At 58.3% G+C, this 19,956-nt stretch carries 16 protein-coding genes and 1 CRISPR repeat array; all 16 genes read left to right on the top strand.

Going from position 1 to position 19,956, the window contains the following annotated elements:
• The first annotated feature begins 13 nt into the window (after positions 1-13).
• The 16 genes from N6L25_RS08285 (at position 14) to N6L25_RS08355 (ending at position 19,945) form a co-directional block, all read left to right on the top strand.
• Positions 14-901 carry a mechanosensitive ion channel family protein gene (locus N6L25_RS08285; protein ID WP_271979349.1) on the top strand — a complete coding sequence of 296 codons (888 nt, stop codon included), beginning with the start codon at positions 14-16 and terminating at the stop codon, positions 899-901.
• Positions 882-1,379 carry an ATP-dependent zinc protease family protein gene (locus tag N6L25_RS08290; protein WP_271979350.1) on the top strand — a complete coding sequence of 166 codons (498 nt, stop codon included), beginning with the start codon at positions 882-884 and terminating at the stop codon, positions 1,377-1,379. Before N6L25_RS08285 ends, N6L25_RS08290 begins: the two co-directional genes overlap by 20 nt.
• Positions 1,376-2,281, top strand: a complete 906-nt coding sequence (gene rimK, locus N6L25_RS08295) for a 30S ribosomal protein S6--L-glutamate ligase (protein WP_271979351.1) — start codon at positions 1,376-1,378, stop codon at positions 2,279-2,281. Before N6L25_RS08290 ends, rimK begins: the two co-directional genes overlap by 4 nt.
• A 3-nt stretch (positions 2,282-2,284) precedes the next feature.
• Positions 2,285-3,349, top strand: a complete 1,065-nt coding sequence (locus tag N6L25_RS08300) for a succinylglutamate desuccinylase/aspartoacylase family protein (RefSeq protein ID WP_271979352.1) — start codon at positions 2,285-2,287, stop codon at positions 3,347-3,349.
• Between the two features lie 25 nt (positions 3,350-3,374).
• Complete coding sequence (locus tag N6L25_RS08305; protein ID WP_271979354.1) at positions 3,375-3,800, top strand: secondary thiamine-phosphate synthase enzyme YjbQ; 426 nt, start codon at positions 3,375-3,377, stop codon at positions 3,798-3,800.
• 113 nt (positions 3,801-3,913) lie between these two features.
• Complete coding sequence (locus N6L25_RS08310) at positions 3,914-4,876, top strand: helix-turn-helix transcriptional regulator (protein ID WP_271979355.1); 963 nt, start codon at positions 3,914-3,916, stop codon at positions 4,874-4,876.
• Between the two features lie 101 nt (positions 4,877-4,977).
• On the top strand, positions 4,978-7,563 hold the full coding sequence (gene cas3, locus N6L25_RS08315) for a CRISPR-associated helicase Cas3' (RefSeq protein ID WP_271979356.1): 2,586 nt from the start codon (positions 4,978-4,980) through the stop codon (positions 7,561-7,563).
• Between the two features lie 2 nt (positions 7,564-7,565).
• Entirely contained in the window at positions 7,566-9,062 is a 1,497-nt protein-coding gene (casA, locus tag N6L25_RS08320; protein WP_271979357.1) for a type I-E CRISPR-associated protein Cse1/CasA, read from the top strand.
• Positions 9,063-9,123: 61 nt separating this feature from the next.
• On the top strand, positions 9,124-9,618 hold the full coding sequence (gene casB / locus N6L25_RS08325; protein WP_271979358.1) for a type I-E CRISPR-associated protein Cse2/CasB: 495 nt from the start codon (positions 9,124-9,126) through the stop codon (positions 9,616-9,618).
• Complete coding sequence (cas6e, locus tag N6L25_RS08330) at positions 9,615-10,259, top strand: type I-E CRISPR-associated protein Cas6/Cse3/CasE (protein ID WP_271979359.1); 645 nt, start codon at positions 9,615-9,617, stop codon at positions 10,257-10,259. Before casB ends, cas6e begins: the two co-directional genes overlap by 4 nt.
• Positions 10,260-10,289: 30 nt before the next feature.
• Entirely contained in the window at positions 10,290-11,399 is a 1,110-nt protein-coding gene (gene cas7e / locus N6L25_RS08335; RefSeq protein ID WP_271979360.1) for a type I-E CRISPR-associated protein Cas7/Cse4/CasC, read from the top strand.
• 8 nt (positions 11,400-11,407) lie between these two features.
• Positions 11,408-12,124 carry a type I-E CRISPR-associated protein Cas5/CasD gene (cas5e, locus tag N6L25_RS08340; protein ID WP_271979361.1) on the top strand — a complete coding sequence of 239 codons (717 nt, stop codon included), beginning with the start codon at positions 11,408-11,410 and terminating at the stop codon, positions 12,122-12,124.
• A gap of 2 nt (positions 12,125-12,126) precedes the next feature.
• Complete coding sequence (gene cas1e, locus N6L25_RS08345) at positions 12,127-13,002, top strand: type I-E CRISPR-associated endonuclease Cas1e (protein WP_271979362.1); 876 nt, start codon at positions 12,127-12,129, stop codon at positions 13,000-13,002.
• 25 nt (positions 13,003-13,027) lie between these two features.
• Positions 13,028-13,267 (top strand): type I-E CRISPR-associated endoribonuclease Cas2e, encoded by a 240-nt coding sequence (gene cas2e / locus N6L25_RS17700; protein WP_442915224.1) that lies wholly within the window; start codon positions 13,028-13,030, stop codon positions 13,265-13,267.
• 47 nt (positions 13,268-13,314) lie between these two features.
• Positions 13,315-17,063: direct repeats of the CRISPR family, unit length 28 nt; unit sequence GTCTTCCCCACGGACGTGGGGGTGTTTC.
• A gap of 933 nt (positions 17,064-17,996) precedes the next feature.
• On the top strand, positions 17,997-18,758 hold the full coding sequence (locus N6L25_RS08350; protein ID WP_271979363.1) for an SDR family NAD(P)-dependent oxidoreductase: 762 nt from the start codon (positions 17,997-17,999) through the stop codon (positions 18,756-18,758).
• 35 nt (positions 18,759-18,793) lie between these two features.
• Entirely contained in the window at positions 18,794-19,945 is a 1,152-nt protein-coding gene (locus N6L25_RS08355; protein ID WP_271979364.1) for an acyl-CoA dehydrogenase family protein, read from the top strand.
• The last annotated feature ends 11 nt before the right edge of the window (positions 19,946-19,956 follow it).

A 19,956-nucleotide genomic window follows, 5' to 3' on the forward strand; every position in this document is an offset into this window, starting at 1 on the left:
GGGAGTGTGAACGGTGCTCGAGGAGGTTGAGCAGAGCCTGATGGCGGTGATCGCCGATATTGCCTGGAGCCAGTGGCTGGCGGCCCTGTTCCTGCTGGTGATGGGAGCGGTGCTGGCGTCGCTGGCCAGTCGGGGCATTGCCAGGGTGATGCAGGCGCGCACCTCCCGCCACCATTCGGTGATGTTGCGCCGGCTGGTGTTCTATGTGGTGCTGGCCATCTTCGTGATGGCGGCCATGCGGGAGGCGGGGTTCTCCCTGGATGTGTTGCTGGGGGCGGCGGGGATCTTGACCGTCGCCATCGGATTTGCCTCCCAGACCTCGGCGTCCAACATGATCAGTGGTTTGTTTTTGCTGGTGGAGCGCCCGTTTGAACTGGGCGACTATATTGAAGTGGAGGGCACCATTGGCGAGGTGGTGGGGATTGACATGCTCAGCGTGAAGTTGCGGACGCCGGACAACCTGTATGTGCGTATCCCCAATGAAACCCTGATCAAGACCCGAGTGGTCAATCGATCCCGCTTTCCCATTCGCCGCATCGACCTGACCGTAGGCATTGCCTACGCTGAGGATGTGGAGCGGGTTGAGTCGCTGCTGCTGGGTCTGGCCAAGCGGGAGGTGTGCGTTTTGCAGGAGCCGAAGCCCTTTGTGCTGGTCACCGCCTTCGCGGCGTCGTCGGTGGATTTGCAGTTCTCCTTCTGGGTCGCCAGGGAGCAAGTACTGGAGGGCCGCAGCAGCATGATGGTGGCCATCAAACGCGAATTGGACCGGGCAGGAATCGAAATACCGTTCCCCCACACCAGCGTCTATGCCGGAAGTCATTCCGAACCGTTCCGGATCGAGCTGATCCGAAATCAAAGCAACAAGCAGCAGGATGAAATCGATGTCAGTGAAACCGACTGAGAACGCCGCCAAGACCCCTGACGCCGGTGACGACCAGCGCCTATGCCTGGGATGGCGGGAATGGGTGGCGTTGCCCGAACTGGACATTCCCCGGATCAAGGCCAAGGTGGACACCGGCGCCCGCACCTCCTGTCTGCACACCTATCGGACCGAGCCGTACACTCAGGATGGCGAGCGGCGGGTGCGCTTCTGGGTGCATCCGGAGCAGAACAACCTGCACGCCAGCGTGGAATGCGATGCCGCGGTGATCGACGAACGCTCGGTGACCGACTCCGGTGGCCACACCGAGCTAAGGTTGGTGATTGCGACGACGCTGTTGATTGGCCAGGAAACCTGGCCGGTTGAAATGACATTGACCAACCGGGACTCCATGCGTTTTCGCATGCTGATCGGTCGCACGGCGATGGCCGGGCGCTGTATCGTGTCCCCCGAATCCTCTTATCTGGCCGGTGAGCCGGTGCTAAGGACCCCAACATGAAAATTGCGATCCTGTCGCGCAATCGCAACCTCTATTCCACCCGACGCCTGATCGAGGAAGGCATCAACCGGGGGCATGAGGTGCGGGTCATTGATTGCCTGCACTGCTATATGAACATTACCTCGGCCAGCCCCAGAATCCATTATCACGGCGAGACGCTGGAGGGCTTTGACGTGGTGATTCCCCGCATCGGGGCGTCGGTGACCTTCTACGGCACCGCCGTACTGCGGCAGTTTGAGATGATGGGGGTGTTCCCGGTCAACGAATCGGTGGCCATCACCCGTGCCCGGGACAAATTGCGCTCGTTGCAGTTATTGGCGCGTAAGGGCGTTGGCATGCCGGTGACCGGGTTTGCCAATAAGCCCGACAACGTGCCGGAGCTGATCAAGATGGTGGGCGGTTCACCGGTGGTGATCAAGCTGCTGCAGGGCACCCAGGGCATTGGCGTGGTGCTGGCGGAGACCCGCAAGGCGGCGGAAAGTGTCATCGAGGCTTTCATGGGCCTGAAGGCCGACATCCTGGTGCAGGAATACATCAAAGAGGCCGGCGGCTCCGATATCCGCTGTTTCGTCATCGGCGACAAGGTGATCGCCGCCATGAAGCGTCAGGCGCCGGAAGGTGAGTTCCGCTCCAACCTGCACCGCGGCGGTACCGCGTCGCTGGTGCGCATTACCCCCGAAGAACGCCGTACCGCCGTGACCGCCGCCAAGGCCATGGGGCTGAATGTGGCGGGTGTCGACCTGCTGCGCTCCAGTCGCGGACCGTTGGTGATGGAAGTGAACTCCTCCCCGGGGCTGGAGGGAATAGAGCGTGCCACCGGCAAGAACGTGGCCGGTATGATCATCAACTGGACCGAGAAGAACCAGAAACTCGGCAAGACCCGAACCAGGGGACGAGGGTAGATCATGGCCCGGGCACCGTTTGTCATTGCAGGCACCGAGATTCGGCCGGGCGGCCGGGCTACGGTGGAAATACCGGTGGCCAAGCTTTACACCCACACTCCGCTGCACCTGCCGGTGGAGGTGATCCATGGCCGCCGGGATGGGCCAGTACTGATGGTGTGTGCCGCCATCCACGGCGATGAAATCAATGGGGTGGAAATCATCCGGCGGGTGCTGCGTAATTCCGCCTTGCGGCATCTGCGCGGAACCCTGGTGGCGGTGCCCATCGTCAACATCTTCGGCTTTATCCAGCGCACCCGCTACCTGCCGGACCGGCGCGACCTGAACCGCTGTTTCCCTGGTTCCGAAACCGGCTCGCTGGGCGGGCGAATTGCCTACCTGCTGCGCTCCCAGGTGATGGAGCATGTCACTCACATCATCGACCTGCACACCGGCGCCATCCATCGTTTCAACCTGCCGCAGATACGCGCCGAGCTGAAGAACGAAGATACCATTCGCATGGCAGAAGCCTTCGGCGCTCCGATTATTCTCAATGCTAATTTGCGCGATGGCAGCCTGCGGGCCTACGCCGATTCCCTCAACATTCCGGTGGTCACCTACGAGGGCGGCGAGGCGCTGCGGTTCGATCCGGTGGTGATCGGCAGCGGGGTCAAAGGCGTGCTGCGGGTGATGCGGTCGCTGGAGATGGTGCCGGCCAAGAAAGGCCCCAAAGCCCCGAAGAAGCGTTCCGAAACCGCCGCCACCTCCACCTGGGTGCGGGCGGACATGGACGGCATCATGCGCCCGGTGGCCCGTCTTGGCCAACGGGTGCGACAAGGCCAGATACTGGCCATGATCGCCGACCCCTTTGGCGAAACTGAAACTGCCATCCTCGCGCCCTGTTCGGGCATCGTCATCTGCGTCAACAACCTGCCGCTGGTCAACGAAGGCGAGGCCATCTACCACGTGGCCCGGTTCGAAGAGCTGGCGGAGGCAGAAAAGGCAATGGATTACTTCCGCAGCAGTTACGAATCCGACGTGGCCGAAGACGTGCTGCCGGCCCATCCCTGGGATGAGACCCAGAGATAGCGCAACCTATTTGGAGAGCGGTGCAATGATTTGGGACCAAACCTTCATTCAACTCCCCGCCTTGCCCCGCGGCTTCCACCTCATCACCAACGACATCGTGTCCCAGGGCCCGGACCTCACCAACTGCCAGGTGGGCCTGCTGCACCTGTTTATCCAGCACACCTCGGCTTCCCTGGCCATCAACGAAAACGCCGACCCCGACGTGCGAGGCGACCTGGAACGGCACTTCAACGTAATGGTGCCGGAGAACGCCCCCCACTACCGCCACACCCTGGAAGGCCCGGACGACATGCCGGCCCACATCAAGAACGTACTGATCGGCCCCTCGATCACCCTCCCGGTCTCCGACGGTCACCTCGCCCTAGGCACCTGGCAGGGCATCTACCTGTGCGAACACCGGGACCACGCCGGCGGCCGCACCCTGGTGGCGACTTTGCAGGGGCGGTGGTGATTGGTTTGGTCGGATCAGCGTAACTGGCTGTAATTGATATTGAAGTTGGTGTTTCTGGCTGGAGGGGCTACCCTTGTTTGTAAAGGGAAGTCCACAAGCCAGAGGGACCTGGTGTGAGCCGATTCGACCGTATCTATCGCATCCACGAACTGCTTCGTAACGCCCGTCGCCCAGTGCCCATGCAGCGATTCATGGACGCACTGGAAGCCAGCCGCAACACCATCACCCGGGATTTCGAATTCCTGCGAGACAGCCTCGGGGCGCCGTTGGAGTATTGCCGAGAGCGGAATGGGCATCGTTATAACCCCGACGCTCCTGTATTCGAATTGCCCGGATTCTGGATGAACCCCGGGGAACTTTACGCTCTGCTGGCTTGCGAACAGCTCCTGGAGAACGTACAGCCGGGGCTGATCAGCCATCGCCTGGCCCCGCTGCGGGAGCGCATTCACCAACTGCTGGGGGAATCTGGGCATGCTGCGGAAACGATCAGTGAGCGCGTTCAGATACAACCGATACAGGCGCGCATGGCGGCGCCCCAGGTTTTTGATCCTGTGGCCGAGGCTACGTTGGCGGGAAATCAGATAAAGTTTGATTATTCGTCCCGCAGCAACAGAGTGGGGGGAACTCGTACCGTTCATCCGCAAAAGTTGCTGCACTACCGCTCAAACTGGTTCTTGCTGGCCCATTGCCAAACCGCCAACGACCTACGCCTGTTCTCCCTGGATCGCATCTCCCAGCCCAAGCTACTGACTGCTCCCGCCCAGCGACTCAGCACCGAAAGTCTCGACGCCTACACCTCCTCCAGCTTCGGCATCTTCGGCGGCCAACCCAAAGCCACCGCCCATCTGCGATTCACCGAGCATGCCGCCCAGTGGGTGGCGGAGGAGCAATGGCACAGGGACCAGCGTGGGGAGTGGTTGGACGATGGTTATCACCTCTACGTGCCGTATTCGGACGAGCGTGAGCTGGTGATGGAAGTGTTGCGCTATGGGGCCGACGTGGAGGTGATGGGGCCGGAGGAATTGAGGGAGGAGGTGGTCGAGCGGGTTAAGATGATGACTGGAATTTACTGTTGATTTTCACAGTAGTGCACGAATTGGGGCAGTGTCTCCTATAGGGTATTCGATGTCAGCAACGGCAATGAAACGGCACAAATTAGGTTGGAGATTGATCTGAGATGAGGCGCTTTAGACGAGATAGCCATTCCCCCGTTAGTGGCGTCGTGCCATATCAAAAGTGCCCAGCGAAAACCTATGAATCGTCTGACGGGGTCGTATGTGGGCGCTCGGTTGAAAGCCACTGCCGTATCGTTGGCGAGGTAGCGAAAGAGATCGTGAGGCGCTCTTCAGTCGCTACCTTATTCCCGGAAGGGGCCTGTTTGGCTGCAGCTTGTCATGATATCGGCAAGGTCAGCCCGACCTTCTACAACAAAATCATGCGGGCCTGCTCTCTGGAGCAGATCCCGGGTGCCAACCCCGATCTTGAAAAAGGGTGGGGTGGTCACGCAGGGGTCAGTCAACTGACCGCCAGAAAGCTGGGTGCTCCACGGTATGTGCCGGAAATTCTTGGCCGGCATCATGGCTTCTCTCCAAACCTTGCGGGCAAGCGGGCTGAGGATGAGATCTTTGGCGGCGCGGCCTGGTTGAATGAGCGAGAGAGTCTGGTTCAGGCTTTGCGGCACCAGTTGGCTGAAGACTGGCCACAGATTGAGTCCGCTGCTCAGGCCCGCCTGGTGGCTGGCTTGACGTCGGTGGCTGACTGGATTGGTTCCGGGAACCATTTTGAAAACCCCGAACTGCCCTGGGAAGGAAAAATAGCGGAGGCGCTGAATAAAGCAGGGTTTGTACCGGTGTCCTATCAGCCAGATCTGGGCTTTGAAGAGGTCTTCGGATTTGCTCCTCGCCAGGCGCAGGCGATCCTGATCGAGAAGGTGTCGTCCCCCGGCGTTTATGTTCTCGAAGCACCCATGGGGCTGGGGAAGACCGAAGCCGCACTCTATGCCGCATACCGAATGCTCGATCGCGGCCAAGCCAGCGGTATCTACTTTGCGCTACCAACGCAGCTGACCTCCAACAAGATCTTTGAACGGTTCCAGAATTTTCTCGAAAGGGTGTTGGCGGAGGGCTGTTCGCACCGCTCGTTGTTGTTGCACGCCAATGCCTGGCTGCTGGAGACCGAGATGGGGGAGGAGGGTCGCCCGGGTGGGGCCTGGTTTAACCAGGGCAAGCGTGGCCTGCTTGCACCTTTTGCGGTGGGCACCATTGACCAGGCCCTGATGGCGGCCATGAATGTGAAGCACGGCTTTGTCCGGGCCTTCGGCCTGGCGGGCAAGGTGGTCATCCTTGACGAAGTGCATACCTATGACGCCTACACCGGCACCTTGCTGGATGCACTGGTCAGGTTGCTGCGAGAGCTGGGGTGTACGGTGATTATTCTCAGCGCCACGTTGAATCAGGAGCGCCGGGCGGCGCTGCTGGGTCGACCGACGAAATCCATGGAATACCCGCTGATTACCGCTTGCCCGACGATAGATACAGCGGACGTCAGCGAAGTGAGCGTTCCTGCTGGCGAGTGCAGGCAGTTACGGGTTTCATTGAGTACGGATGAGGCTCTAGCGGTTGAACAGGCGCTGTTGAGAGCGGAACAGGGGCAGCAGGTGTTGTGGATCGAGAATACCGTCAAGGAGGCACAGCAGCGGTACCTGGATCTCGCCGCCCGCGCAGCAGAGCTGGGCGTGGGGTGTGGCTTGCTGCATTCCCGGTTTACGGTGGATGACCGCCAGCGGATTGAGGATCGCTGGGTCAATCTGTATGGCAAGGCCGGATGGCCGGATCGCCTCAAACAGGGACGAATCCTGGTGGGGACTCAGGTTCTGGAGCAATCCCTGGATATTGATGCCGATTTCATGATTTCCCGCTTTGCGCCCACAGACATGCTGTTGCAGCGCCTGGGGCGGGTATGGCGGCACGAAGACACACCGCGCTGTAAAGCTGCTGAGCCGGAGGTGTGGCTGTTGGCACCAGCGCTTAATGATGCCATTGAGGCACCGCAAAAGTCGTTTGGTGCCTCGGCCTATGTCTACAGCCCCTATGTGCTATGCCGTAGCCTGGAGGCCTGGCAAAACGTGGAGCGGGTTAGCCTCCCCGGCGATATTCGCCAGCTGATTGAGTGTACTTATGAGGAAAGGCAGGAACAGGGAAGCATGGAGCGTTGGCTGCATGAGCTCGATCACGGTAACCGTAACCGTAACCGCCAACGCAAGGGCCGTATCGCCTTGCAGCAGCTAGCTCGAATTGGGCTGGCCGAGGATGGCAATACCTTGCCGGAAAGCAAGGCCCAGACCCGCTACAGCGAATCCGACAGCTACGAAGTGCTGATGCTGAAAGGCCTTTCCCGCAATGCCGAGACGGCCTGTCTGACCTTGATGAACGGCTCCCAGGTCGAATTGCCGTTACAGCGGTACAAGCTGAGAAAGGCCGAATGGAAAAAGCGTACAGCCACCCTGATGCGACAGATCGTGAATGTGCCGCCGGGCGACAAACCGAAAGCGGCCCCGGTGGATACACTCAAGCGCTTTGGGTTGCACCACTGCTTCTTCCTGGGCCGCGCGGACTGGCCTGAGGATGAAAGCGTGCTGCGTGTGGCGCTGGTAGACGAAACGGATGCCCTTCGTGGTATCGAGAATACTGGAATACACGATAGCCATCTTATGGAATACCGCGATGACCTGGGTTATCGCGTCATCAAGAACCAGGGAAACTGAACATGGAAAACCGTTTTAATCTGATTGACGAGCCGTGGATACCCGTGGCCGATCATGGTCGCGTCAGCCTGCGACAGATATTCAGCAATCCGGAATATCGCAGTCTCGGAGGTAACCCCGTACAGAAAATTGCGTTGCTCAAGCTGCTGCTGGCGATTGCCCAGGCGGCCGCTACGCCCAAGGACGAAACGGAATGGAAAGCGCTGGGAGTGCATGGGCTGGCTGAACGCTGCCTGGGCTATCTGGATAAGTGGTATGACCGGTTTTATCTGTATGGGGATAAGCCGTTTTTGCAGATGCCTGCGATTAGAGCGGCGAAAGTACAGCCTTTCGGGGCGGTGATTCCAGAGATTTCGATCGGGAACACTACAGTGCTAAGCCACACACAGGTGCAGCGGGTAGTAGATGACGCTGAACGAGCTTTGCTTCTTGTTGGGGTTATGGGATTCGCATTTGGAGGGAAAGGTGACAACAGCGTTGTTTTGACTTCTGGATATAGTGGAAAAACCAATGCCAAGGGAAAAAAATCTGTTTCAAAGCCGGGTGTGTCGTTGGGTACAAACGGATTTACGCATAGCTTCTTAATGGGGGCTAGCTTGAGTGAAACTGTCTGGCTGAACCTGATGTCCACGCAGCAGATTGAGCAGATGAATATCTATCCTGATGGTATTGGAGCGGCTCCATGGGAACAGATGCCTGAAGGTGAGGACTGTCCTGTGGCACGTGTTTTGAAGCGGTCTTTGATTGGGCGTCTAGTTTCATTAAGTTATTTTTGCTTGTTAACGGACAAGGGCTTGCATTTTTCCGAAGGGGTTGCCCATTACGGTTATAAGGATGGGTTTTATGACCCAAGCATGGCGATTAATTATTCATCAAATGAGCCAAAGGCCTTGTGGGTTGATCCAGAGAAACGCCCTTGGCGATCATTGACGGCATTGCTTAATTTTATTGAGCAAGATTTTTCTCAGGGCTTTCAGTGCTGGCAATTATATTGCGGTTTAGACCGCGCCGCAGAAGAGTCAGGCTGCTTTTCCGTCTGGACCGGAGGGTTGAGTGTAAGTGGAGGGCAAACCAATAAACAGTTTGTATCTGGAAGAAATGATTTTGTTGAATCTCAGGTCTGGCTGCATAGCGATATTCTGGGTCAGAGCGAGTTCAGCCAGCTCAAGCAGGAAATGGGTGCCCTCGACAGCCTTGCTAAAAATCTCTATGGCCGAGTTCAAGGCTTCTTTAAAGAACAGACTGTAGATGGAAGCAAAGTAGCTCCCCAGGCTACACAACTCTTCTGGCAGCTATGCGAAAGGGACTTTCAACACCTGGTCGATTCGTGTGAACAGAGCAACGAGGCTGCCGAGGCGCGCCAAAAACTGCGCCAGCGCTTCGCCAGCTACGTTCAGCAGTCCTACGACAAGTTTTGCCCCCACGAGACCGCCCGGCAACTGGATGCCTGGGCAAAATGCCGCCCCAATAACAGCAACTATCTGAAACAGGAGGCCTGAGGTTATGCAGGATAACCAACCGTCTGCACCATCAGGTGCGAGTATAAATCGAGAGCGCTTTGTGGACGCTGTGATGGAGCGATGCCAGAACGACAAGGGCATGGCGGCACGTCTGCGCCGAGCGGATAACCCGGCAATGGAATATCAAAGCTGGGAGCTTCTGGGCTGCCTTGGTGTGGACCTTGAGAAGGATTATGAGCGCTTGCCCTTCGTGACGGTTGCGGCGGCCATTGCGAAATCCAAGGCTGAGCGGAATGGAGCGCTGACCCTGGGGCGGGCGATTGCGGCCTGCTATGACGATGGGCGGGAAAGCAGTCAGGCCAAGGCGAAGCTGCGGCGCTTGCTGGCGTGCAATGATCTGGCGGAAGTGTGTCGCATTCTTCGCCCTGTGCTGACGTTGATAGACAGCAAGGTCGGCCAGCCTCTCGACTATGTCCGCCTGTTGCGTCAGCTGCGGTTTTTTACCTACGAATCCGGGCAGAGCACCAAGACCCAGTGGGCACAGGAGTTTTATGGTCAGCCCGTTCCGGCCGGTGGTGAGGAGGGTGCAGCATGACAATGATTGCCAGCGTACTGCATCTCGACCGCCGCTCGGTCAAGGCGCTGCGCATCACCGATGCCTATTCCCTGCATCGGGTGGTGTACAGCCTCTATAACGATGTACGCGATGAACAGCAGAAGCAGGCCAGCACCACCAGCGGCATTCTCTATGCTGACCAGGGCGGTGATGCTCGGGGGCGGAAGGTGCTGATGCTGGCCAACCGTGAACCGATGGTTACCGTGGATGGCGAGCATGGCGCGGTGCAGAGCCGGGCGATCCCTGACGATTTTCTCGAACATCAGCAGTACCGATTCAAGGTGATAGTGAACCCGACTCGCCGTGATAGCGCCAGCCGCAAGCTGGTTGCCGTACGTGGCAGGGAACCCGTGGCTCAGTGGTTCTCCGAGCGGGCGAAAGCCAGTTGGGGGTTCGAGGTTGACCCGCAGCATCTGCAGGTGGATCGCATTGACGTCTTGCGTTTCAAAGACAAGCAACAACGTCAGGTCACCATTGGCCAGGCGCATGTTAAGGGCCTTCTGAGCATCACCGACAAAGCGCAATTTGCCAACAGTTTCACCCAGGGGGTTGGGCGTGCCCGTGCATACGGCTGTGGCCTGCTTCAGATCGTTCCCGTTATCGACAATCCGTTTGCTTAACTTCAGTTTTATCAAACAAGGAATAATGAAATGACGAATAACTACACTAATACCCGAATCGAATACCACATTCTGCAGTCGTTTCCTGTGACCTGCCTGAACCGGGATGATGTCGGGGCACCAAAATCCGCGATGGTGGGTGGGGTGCAGCGCGCGCGCGTCAGCTCGCAATGCTGGAAACGGCAAGTACGCCTGGCCATGCAGGAATTTGGTATCAAGCTGGGTATTCGCACTAAAAAAGTGGAATCGCTTATTACTGAAAATTGTATTGAGCTTGGGGCTTCAGAAGAGCAAGCCACTAAGTGTGGGGATTTAATATCGAGCACCTTTGTAAAAGAAAAGAAGGGAAAAAATGGAGGTGATGATGCGATTGAACCTTCAGTTGGAGATGATAACGATACCCTGCTGTTTTGGAGTCAAAAAGAAATCCAAACTATCGCAGAGTCGTTCAAGAATATAGGCTTCGACACGGACAAATTTTTCACAGCGAAGGATAAAAAGAAGTGGCCAGGTCAGCTAGCGTCCTTGATTGGCAAATCCAAGCACGATCTAGCCATGAATGCGCTGGATATTGTGCTGTTCGGGCGCATGGTGGCCAAGGCGGCTGAAATGAATGTGGAGGCTGCAGCCTCATTTTCTCACGCCATTTCGACGCACAAAGTCAGCAATGAGGTGGAATTTTTCACCGCTCTGGATGATAGCACAGGCACTACCGCGCACATGGGTAGCCTGGAATACAACTCAGCAACCTACTATCGCTATATCAGCCTGGATCTCGGCCAGTTGGCACAGACCATGGGGGAGGCCGATCTGAAGAAGGCCGTGGAAGCTTTCACCAAGGCGTTGTTTGTGGCCGTACCCACCGCACGCCAGACTACCCAGTCCGGTGCCAGCCCCTGGGAGTTTGCCCGCGTTATGGTTCGCAAGGGGCAGCGCCTGCAAGTGCCGTTTGAGGCACCCGTTAAAGCCCGCGATAGCGGTTTCCTTCAGCCCAGCATTGACACTCTGAAAGAGTATCTCGACAAGAAAGAAAAGCTGACGGGCTCTCTGTTTGGCAAGCAGGCGGCTTATGACTGGGGAGAAGACGAAAACTTCAGCATTGACGCCCTGGTGGAATCCCTGCAAAGCCATGTTCAGTGAGGCCGGTCATGAGTGATCCATATCTGCTGCTCTGGCTGGAGGCCCCTCTTCAGTCATGGGGGCATGACTCCAAGTTTGGTCGCCGGGACAGCCTCGATTTTCCTACCAAGTCCGGGGTGTTCGGTCTTCTGTGCTGTGCCTTGGGGGCTGGGGGAACGCAGACCGAGAGATTGGCACAGTGGGCTGATAGGGATATGCAGGTGCAAGCCTATGTGCTGATGGACCAAAAAGGCAAACCCTTGCCGCGCCAACCCTTGATGCGGGATTTTCATATGGTGGGTGCAGGTTATGATCTATCGGATCCTTGGCAGAAACTTCTAGAGCCGCGCAAAAGCGATGGCAAGCCCAGAACGAGTGATGGTGGGGGCGCGAAGATGACCTACCGCTACTATCTGCAAGACATGGCTTTTGCGGTTGCCCTGCAAGGCCCGCAAGAGGAACTGGTCGAGCTACAACGTGCACTGCAAAACCCGGTCTGGGATCTCTATTTGGGGCGTAAGAACTGCGTACCCACCGAGTTTATTGCTCAGGGCATTTACGAGGACGGGGAGCAGGCAATGGCTCAGGCGGGGCTGCTGGCGGAGTCCAAAAACCGGAGTCCGGTCTTCAAAGTGCTGCAAGGTGAGCACGAGGGGGAGGTTCTCACGCTCAACGATGTGCCGCTGCAGTTTGGTGAGCATAAGTTGTATCGGGATCGCCGCGTTACTGTCTTGCCGGTGCCCTGATCATGGCTGGCGGCCAACGGCTGTTTGTGAAGGTGACTCGGGATTCTCTGCCGCAGGTAAAGGACAAGTACCCGTTCCTGTATCTGGAGCGGGGCAGGCTGGAAATCGACGACAGTAGTATCAAGTGGATTGATTCCACCAATAACGTGGTGCCGCTACCCGTGGCGACGTTAAATGCCTTGCTGCTGGGGCCGGGAACCAGCATTACCCACGATGCGGTGAAAACAGCGACAGCGGCAAACTGTTCCGTCTGCTGGGTGGGAGAGGACAGCTTGTTGTTCTACGCCGCTGGTTTTCTGCCCACGGCGGATACTCGCAACCTGAAGCAGCAAATTGAATTGGCGGCCGACCCCGACAAATCGGTGGAAGTAGCCAGGCGCATGTTTGCTCGCCGTTTTCCCGATGCAGACCTGGATGGGAAGACCTTGAAGGAAATGATGGGCATGGAAGGCCACCGCGTCCGCGTTCTTTATCAGTCAAAAGCCGAGGAGTATCAGGTTGGCTGGAAGGGGCGGAAGTTTGTGCCCGGAAAATTTGAGACCAGTGATGTTACCAATCAGGTGCTGACCGCCAGTAATGCGGCGTTGTACGGCATACTCTGTTCCGCGGTACACAGCATGGGCTATTCGCCCCATATTGGGTTTATCCACTCGGGTAGCCCCTTGCCTTTCATTTACGATCTAGCGGATTTGTATAAAGAACGCCTGTGTATTGATCTGGCCTTCTCGCTGACCCGGGATATGGCTGGGCGTTACAACAAACACAAGGTCTCAGAGGCGTTTCGCGAGCGGGTGATTGAAATGGATCTGTTGGCGAAACTGGCAGACGATATCGCCGAAATGCTGGGGGTGGGCCGTGCTCGTGGTCGTCGCAAATGATTTGCCGCCCGCTGTGCGTGGGCGAATGAAGCTTTGGTTTGTAGAGCCGCGTCCCAACATTTTTGTTTCTGGCGTCAAGGATTCCGTGGCCAAGACGGTAATTGATTACCTGTATAAACACTGTCCTCCTGAATCCGGCATCGTCATGTTTCGCTCTTTGCCGAGACCACCCGGTTATGAAGTTCACACCACTGGCCCGACTCGTAAAGCTCTAACAGAGATCTGCGGCCTTCAACTAGTTATCGAAACACTTAAATCCCAGTAATCAGAAGATATTGTGTTTTCGTTTCTGCTCATTAACAATTTGTTGGTGTCTTCCCCACGGACGTGGGGGTGTTTCTATGGAGATTTGCCGACATCGCCGGTATCAGAAGTCTTCCCCACGGACGTGGGGGTGTTTCCGGCCAGGTCAAGATCGGCAGCGAGGCCAACACGTCTTCCCCACGGACGTGGGGGTGTTTCCGGTCAATGAATCCCAGCTCTCAGGCCATTCGCGTCTTCCCCACGGACGTGGGGGTGTTTCCATTCTGATTCAGCACAGAGAGGCCGCATGAACGTCTTCCCCACGGACGTGGGGGTGTTTCCGACAGAAAATCGGTCGCCTGTTGGAGCAGGTAGTCTTCCCCACGGACGTGGGGGTGTTTCCTCTACACCCACCCACCCGCCGCAACTGCGGGCGTCTTCCCCACGGACGTGGGGGTGTTTCTAGTTGTGCATTCTCCGCGCTTCGGCTTCGGCTGTCTTCCCCACGGACGTGGGGGTGTTTCTGGACCTCCCCTTTCTCCACGGCCTCCTTTATCGTCTTCCCCACGGACGTGGGGGTGTTTCTATTTTAGGTTGCCCTAGCGTTACGGATGATGAGTCTTCCCCACGGACGTGGGGGTGTTTCTGAGCATGGGCGCGTGACCGTCGGCGGCTCCCTGTCTTCCCCACGGACGTGGGGGTGTTTCCTCAGACTGCAGCTCGCTCAGGCCCAGGCAGATGTCTTCCCCACGGACGTGGGGGTGTTTCCTCGTCGCCGTCCGGTGTGCGCACCCTGTCCGCGTCTTCCCCACGGACGTGGGGGTGTTTCTGGAGACACGCCAACCGCCATCAGCAGCCCGGCGTCTTCCCCACGGACGTGGGGGTGTTTCGGAGCCGGGTTCGAACTACGGTCACTCCAATAAGTCTTCCCCACGGACGTGGGGGTGTTTCCGGTGGTCATGTCGGACGCAATCGCCAGGTCGAGTCTTCCCCACGGACGTGGGGGTGTTTCTAGCTGTCGTCCGTGGCTTGCTTTATCGCACATGTCTTCCCCACGGACGTGGGGGTGTTTCTTGATGCAGTCGTTGAGTTGATCATTGAGCGTCGTCTTCCCCACGGACGTGGGGGTGTTTCTGATGTGGTTGAATCGAGTGAGCAGAGCGCCGGGTCTTCCCCACGGACGTGGGGGTGTTTCCAGCAGAGGACATTGAGCACCTTATCACCGTAAGTCTTCCCCACGGACGTGGGGGTGTTTCCAACAAGAGAAGGGTAACAAGAGCCTTGACAACGTCTTCCCCACGGACGTGGGGGTGTTTCTGACGGACTCGCCGCGCGCATTCAGGTAGGGCCGTCTTCCCCACGGACGTGGGGGTGTTTCTTGCGGGCCATGCTGGCCAGTTGTCTTCCGTGGGTCTTCCCCACGGACGTGGGGGTGTTTCTGGTAAAACTAGAACGTCATCCACCCCGTCAAAGTCTTCCCCACGGACGTGGGGGTGTTTCCAGTGTTACGCCGACTGCCCGTTCGGGGAGTTGGTCTTCCCCACGGACGTGGGGGTGTTTCCAGTTAACCCGCCAATTCTCCAAGGTGCGGGGTGTCTTCCCCACGGACGTGGGGGTGTTTCTAAAATCCAAGAGTTGGCAGCCGCCCTCATCGGGTCTTCCCCACGGACGTGGGGGTGTTTCTGGTATTGCCGACCACTGGTTTACGCAGGCACCGTCTTCCCCACGGACGTGGGGGTGTTTCCGCAGCTCAGCCAAGGTTCTCCGGTGGACCTGGGTCTTCCCCACGGACGTGGGGGTGTTTCCAGAGCAGTTGGCCGGTGTAAATGCCAACCTTAGTCTTCCCCACGGACGTGGGGGTGTTTCAGTACAGGGCGCGGCTTCCCGGAACCTTGATGGGTCTTCCCCACGGACGTGGGGGTGTTTCTCTGGAGATTCCCAGTATCGCCACGAGCGCAACGTCTTCCCCACGGACGTGGGGGTGTTTCCAAGGCGGGGCTGATCGGCTTCGCCGCCATGGTGTCTTCCCCACGGACGTGGGGGTGTTTCTCCGGCGGATGCCAATGTGGCCGACTTCGGCCCGTCTTCCCCACGGACGTGGGGGTGTTTCCGTCAGGAAATTGCTCGGAGATTTCATCAAGAGGTCTTCCCCACGGACGTGGGGGTGTTTCCCGTCTTGCTTGTTTCCGGTGACCTGGACGCGGGTCTTCCCCACGGACGTGGGGGTGTTTCTTGAGCGCCGTATCGTGAGAGCCCCGGACCACAGTCTTCCCCACGGACGTGGGGGTGTTTCCTGGAGGTTCTTCATGCGATTGACAAAAATCTAGTCTTCCCCACGGACGTGGGGGTGTTTCCATCTGTTTCTAGTGCATATTCATCGTAGTCGTGTCTTCCCCACGGACGTGGGGGTGTTTCTGCCAGTGGACGCGGCGGTTTGCAGTCGCAAGGGTCTTCCCCACGGACGTGGGGGTGTTTCGAACCCCCAGCCATTGGAGGCAGTCAAACGGCCGTCTTCCCCACGGACGTGGGGGTGTTTCCATGCCGGGTGTGATTGCTGCCGCCGCGATGGCGTCTTCCCCACGGACGTGGGGGTGTTTCAGACCCGCAGACGTTCTTCTCGCGTTCGACATGGTCTTCCCCACGGACGTGGGGGTGTTTCTAAGGTTCCGCGCAGGTTGGAGCAGTGTTTTCGGTCTTCCCCACGGACGTGGGGGTGTTTCCCCAGGGCGAGCGTCGCGCTTTTAGCCGCATCGGTCTTCCCCACGGACGTGGGGGTGTTTCTCCGATGCGGCCAAGGAGACAGGTGGAGCCAACGTCTTCCCCACGGACGTGGGGGTGTTTCCTGAGAGACTCCCATTCGATTTCACTGTCCCGAGTCTTCCCCACGGACGTGGGGGTGTTTCTCTGGGCGGTCAGGTCGCCCGGGTTGGCGGTGAGTCTTCCCCACGGACGTGGGGGTGTTTCTGTCACCATTAGATCAAGCTGCGCCTCGGCGGCGTCTTCCCCACGGACGTGGGGGTGTTTCCCAGGGCGTGTCTGGTGTGGTGCGCAAGACCTCGTCTTCCCCACGGACGTGGGGGTGTTTCTGGTGACCGTGTATTGGTACATCCGGCCCGCAGGTCTTCCCCACGGACGTGGGGGTGTTTCCTTCTGGTGCTTGGGTCTTTTTGGCGTTTTCGAGTCTTCCCCACGGACGTGGGGGTGTTTCCGATGTCGATATCTGGTTTCTGATGTTGGTAACGTCTTCCCCACGGACGTGGGGGTGTTTCCATCGGTCCAGCCTGGTGCTCTCCCAGGTACTCGTCTTCCCCACGGACGTGGGGGTGTTTCCCACCCCTGGTCATCACCGACAGCGTCATGGCGGTCTTCCCCACGGACGTGGGGGTGTTTCCAAAGGAGATCGTGCCGGGGTGTCGTTATTTCGGTCTTCCCCACGGACGTGGGGGTGTTTCCGCCGGTTTAACGTGTTGTGGCAGACCATTTTTGTCTTCCCCACGGACGTGGGGGTGTTTCTTTCCCGTGATGATGTCGCCGCCAGGGTCATCGGTCTTCCCCACGGACGTGGGGGTGTTTCCGCCTGATGGAAGGGGATGCCGGCCAAGACGTTGTCTTCCCCACGGACGTGGGGGTGTTTCCGTTCGTCACTACGGTCGGCGCTGAGTCGCGCTGTCTTCCCCACGGACGTGGGGGTGTTTCCGGGAGATTGGTTGTATTGGCTTACGCCAGGATGTCTTCCCCACGGACGTGGGGGTGTTTCTTTGTTTGTCAGGTAGCGGGACCACCACCACGAGTCTTCCCAACGGACGTGGGGGTGATTCCTCTCCTTGACCTCACCGCCGTTCCGTCTTCTTCGGATTTGATAATAAGCTCTGGTACCTCTGCTGAAACTCGTGGGCCACTTGTCTCGCTAATATGAAGTGAACCAACAGTAATGCTGAGACGGAATTATCCGGGCAGATACAGAGCTGAATTGGCAGAGAGCCATTGTCAAATCGGACAAAAAACGAAACGCGCTCCTGGCCTCGGCTCCGTCCGCTCCAATTGCGGTGGGAGGGGGCCAAGAACGCGTCCCGAATAAAATTATTGACCGTGCAGGGTGTGAGCGTCAATGTTCAGGATAAGTACTCAAGCTGAGGGCGCAAAAAGTGAGCAACGATCAAAAGGCCACGCAGAAAGCGGAAGATAAGCCCTATCGCCTGACGCAGCAGGAGATCGGGGCTCTGAGGCAGGAGTCAATCATGGACATAAAACGCCTTATGGAGAAGTAGACCCTGCGAACTCGGATGCTGATGAACACCTTCCCAAAGAAGGGGCAGCTTCCTCGTCCACAGGGTAATGGAAGACTGTCTTAGACCTGCGGGTCACTGTAAATAAAAGATGTGAATTGAGGCTCCTTTCCTTGGATAGGCGCCGGTCGTCCTGCTCGTGAATTCACGCCGTGCGGTGCCCCCTGTATCGACAAGCCGGTTTGGATAAGGCAGATCAAGAAACGTCCCCCAAACCCATAGTCTCGCACCTTGCCGATTCCGGCATAGCGGATAGAAATCCAAAAGAAGATCTGAGCGGCCGAGTGCCGATTCCTACCCAACTACTCTCCAAATCCCCACCGCTTTCAGATTTTTTAACAATTTTCCTGCCCAAATATGTCATGGCCCCCGCGCGGGGACTGCGACAGACTTTATCCATTGTCTCATTACGACCGGCGCCCAGCGTTGCGGGCTGGTCTGTTGATTAATTCAAAGGGGAAGATCATGGAATTTCAGGGCGTACCAGCCATTGTGACCGGTGGGGCCTCGGGCCTTGGTGAAGGTGCCGTGCGGGCGTTGGCGGCGGCGGGCTGCAAGGTGGCCATTCTGGATCTGCAGGAAGAGCGTGGCCGGCAGGTGGCTGAAGAAGTAGGTGGCGTGTTCATCCGCTGTGACGTGTCCTCTGCCGAGAGCGCGGAAGCGGCGGTGGCGGCGGCCCGGGAAGCCCATGGGCCCTGTGGCATCGCGGTCAACTGTGCCGGTATCGCGCCGGCAGCGAAGATTCTCGGCAAGGAAGGCCCGATGCCGTTGGCGAACTTTGACAAGGTGATTCAGGTCAACCTGATAGGCACCTTCAACATCCTGCGGCTGGCGGCGGCGGATATGGCGCTGCGTGAACCCAATGCCGATGGCGAGCGCGGCATCATCGTCAACACCGCGTCGGTGGCGGCCTACGAGGGTCAGATCGGCCAGGTGGCTTACAGCGCGTCCAAAGGTGGCGTGGTGGCGATGACGCTGCAGTCGGCCCGTGAATTGGCCCGCGAGGGTATTCGGGTCAACACCATTGCGCCGGGGTTGTTCATGACGCCGATGATGGCGGGTATGCCCCAGGAGGTTCAGGACAGTCTGGCAGCGACGCTGCCGTTTCCGAAACGTCTGGGTAAGCCGGAGGAGTTTGGCCTGCTGGTGGACCAGATGGTTCGCAATCCGATTCTCAATGGTGAAGTTATCCGTCTGGATTGCGCCCTGCGCATGGCGCCCCGTTAACTCTGCCCACCCTTGCCAAGAGACAGGAGATATTCATGACAAGCACCGTCGACAACGAAGAACTGACTCTGTTCCGGGATATGGTGGTCAAGGTCCTGGAGACCGAGGTGGCTCCCTATTACGAGCAGTGGGAAAAAGCCGGCCTGGTGCCACGCGAGCTTTGGAACATCCTTGGCCAGGCCGGCATGTTGGGCGTCGATGTGCCGGAGGAATGCGGCGGCTGCGGTGCACCGTTTGAGTATTCGGTGCTGGTGGGCGCGGAGATGGCGCGGATGGGCTTTGGTGCCCTGGCTACTAATGTGATGGTGCACTCCGACATCGTGGCGCCGTACCTCAGCCACCTGGCCAACGACCACCAGAAACAGCACTGGCTGCCGAAGATGGTGTCCGGCGAGGCGGTGGGCGCCATTGCCATGACCGAACCGGGGGCGGGCAGCGATCTGCAGGCGATGCGCAGCCACGCGGTGAGGGACGGTGACGAATATGTGTTGAACGGTTCCAAGACCTTCATCACCAACGGTCAGCACGCGGATATGGTGATTGTCGCCGCCAAGACCGATCCCGCTGCTGGTGCCCGGGGAATCAGCCTGTTCCTGGTGGATACCACCCTGCCGGGGTTCAGTCGTGGCCGCAACATCGACAAGATCGGCCAGCACAGTGGCGACACCTCGGAGCTGTTCTTCGAGGATGTGCGGCTGCCCGCCAGCGCACTGCTGGGGGAGGAGGGCAAGGGCTTTGTCTATCTGATGCAGGAACTGCCCCGTGAGCGGCTGGTTATTGGTGCGATCGGTGCCGCGGCGGCCCGGGGAGCACTGGATCTGACGCTGAAATACGTGGACGAACGCTGGGTGTTTGGCCAGAAGCTCAAGCAACTGCAGAACACCCGCTTCCGGATTGCGGAAATGGAGACCGACTATCGCGTCAACCAGGCGTTCGTCGATCAGTGTCTGGCCCAGTACAGCCGGGGCGAGCTGGATGCCGCCACTGCTTCCATGGCCAAGTTCAGCGCCACGGAAATGCAGTGCCGGGTGGCGGATGGCTGCCTGCAACTGTTCGGTGGCTACGGTTACACCACCGAGTACCCCATTTCCCGCGCCTTTATCGACGCCCGGGTGCAGCGCATCTATGGCGGCACGTCCGAGGTGATGAAAGAAGTCATTGCTCGCTCTGTACTGGGGCGGGACTGAATTGAAACAGG

The organism is Marinobacter sp. SS21, assembly GCF_028369065.1.
Lineage (GTDB): Bacteria > Pseudomonadota > Gammaproteobacteria > Pseudomonadales > Oleiphilaceae > Marinobacter.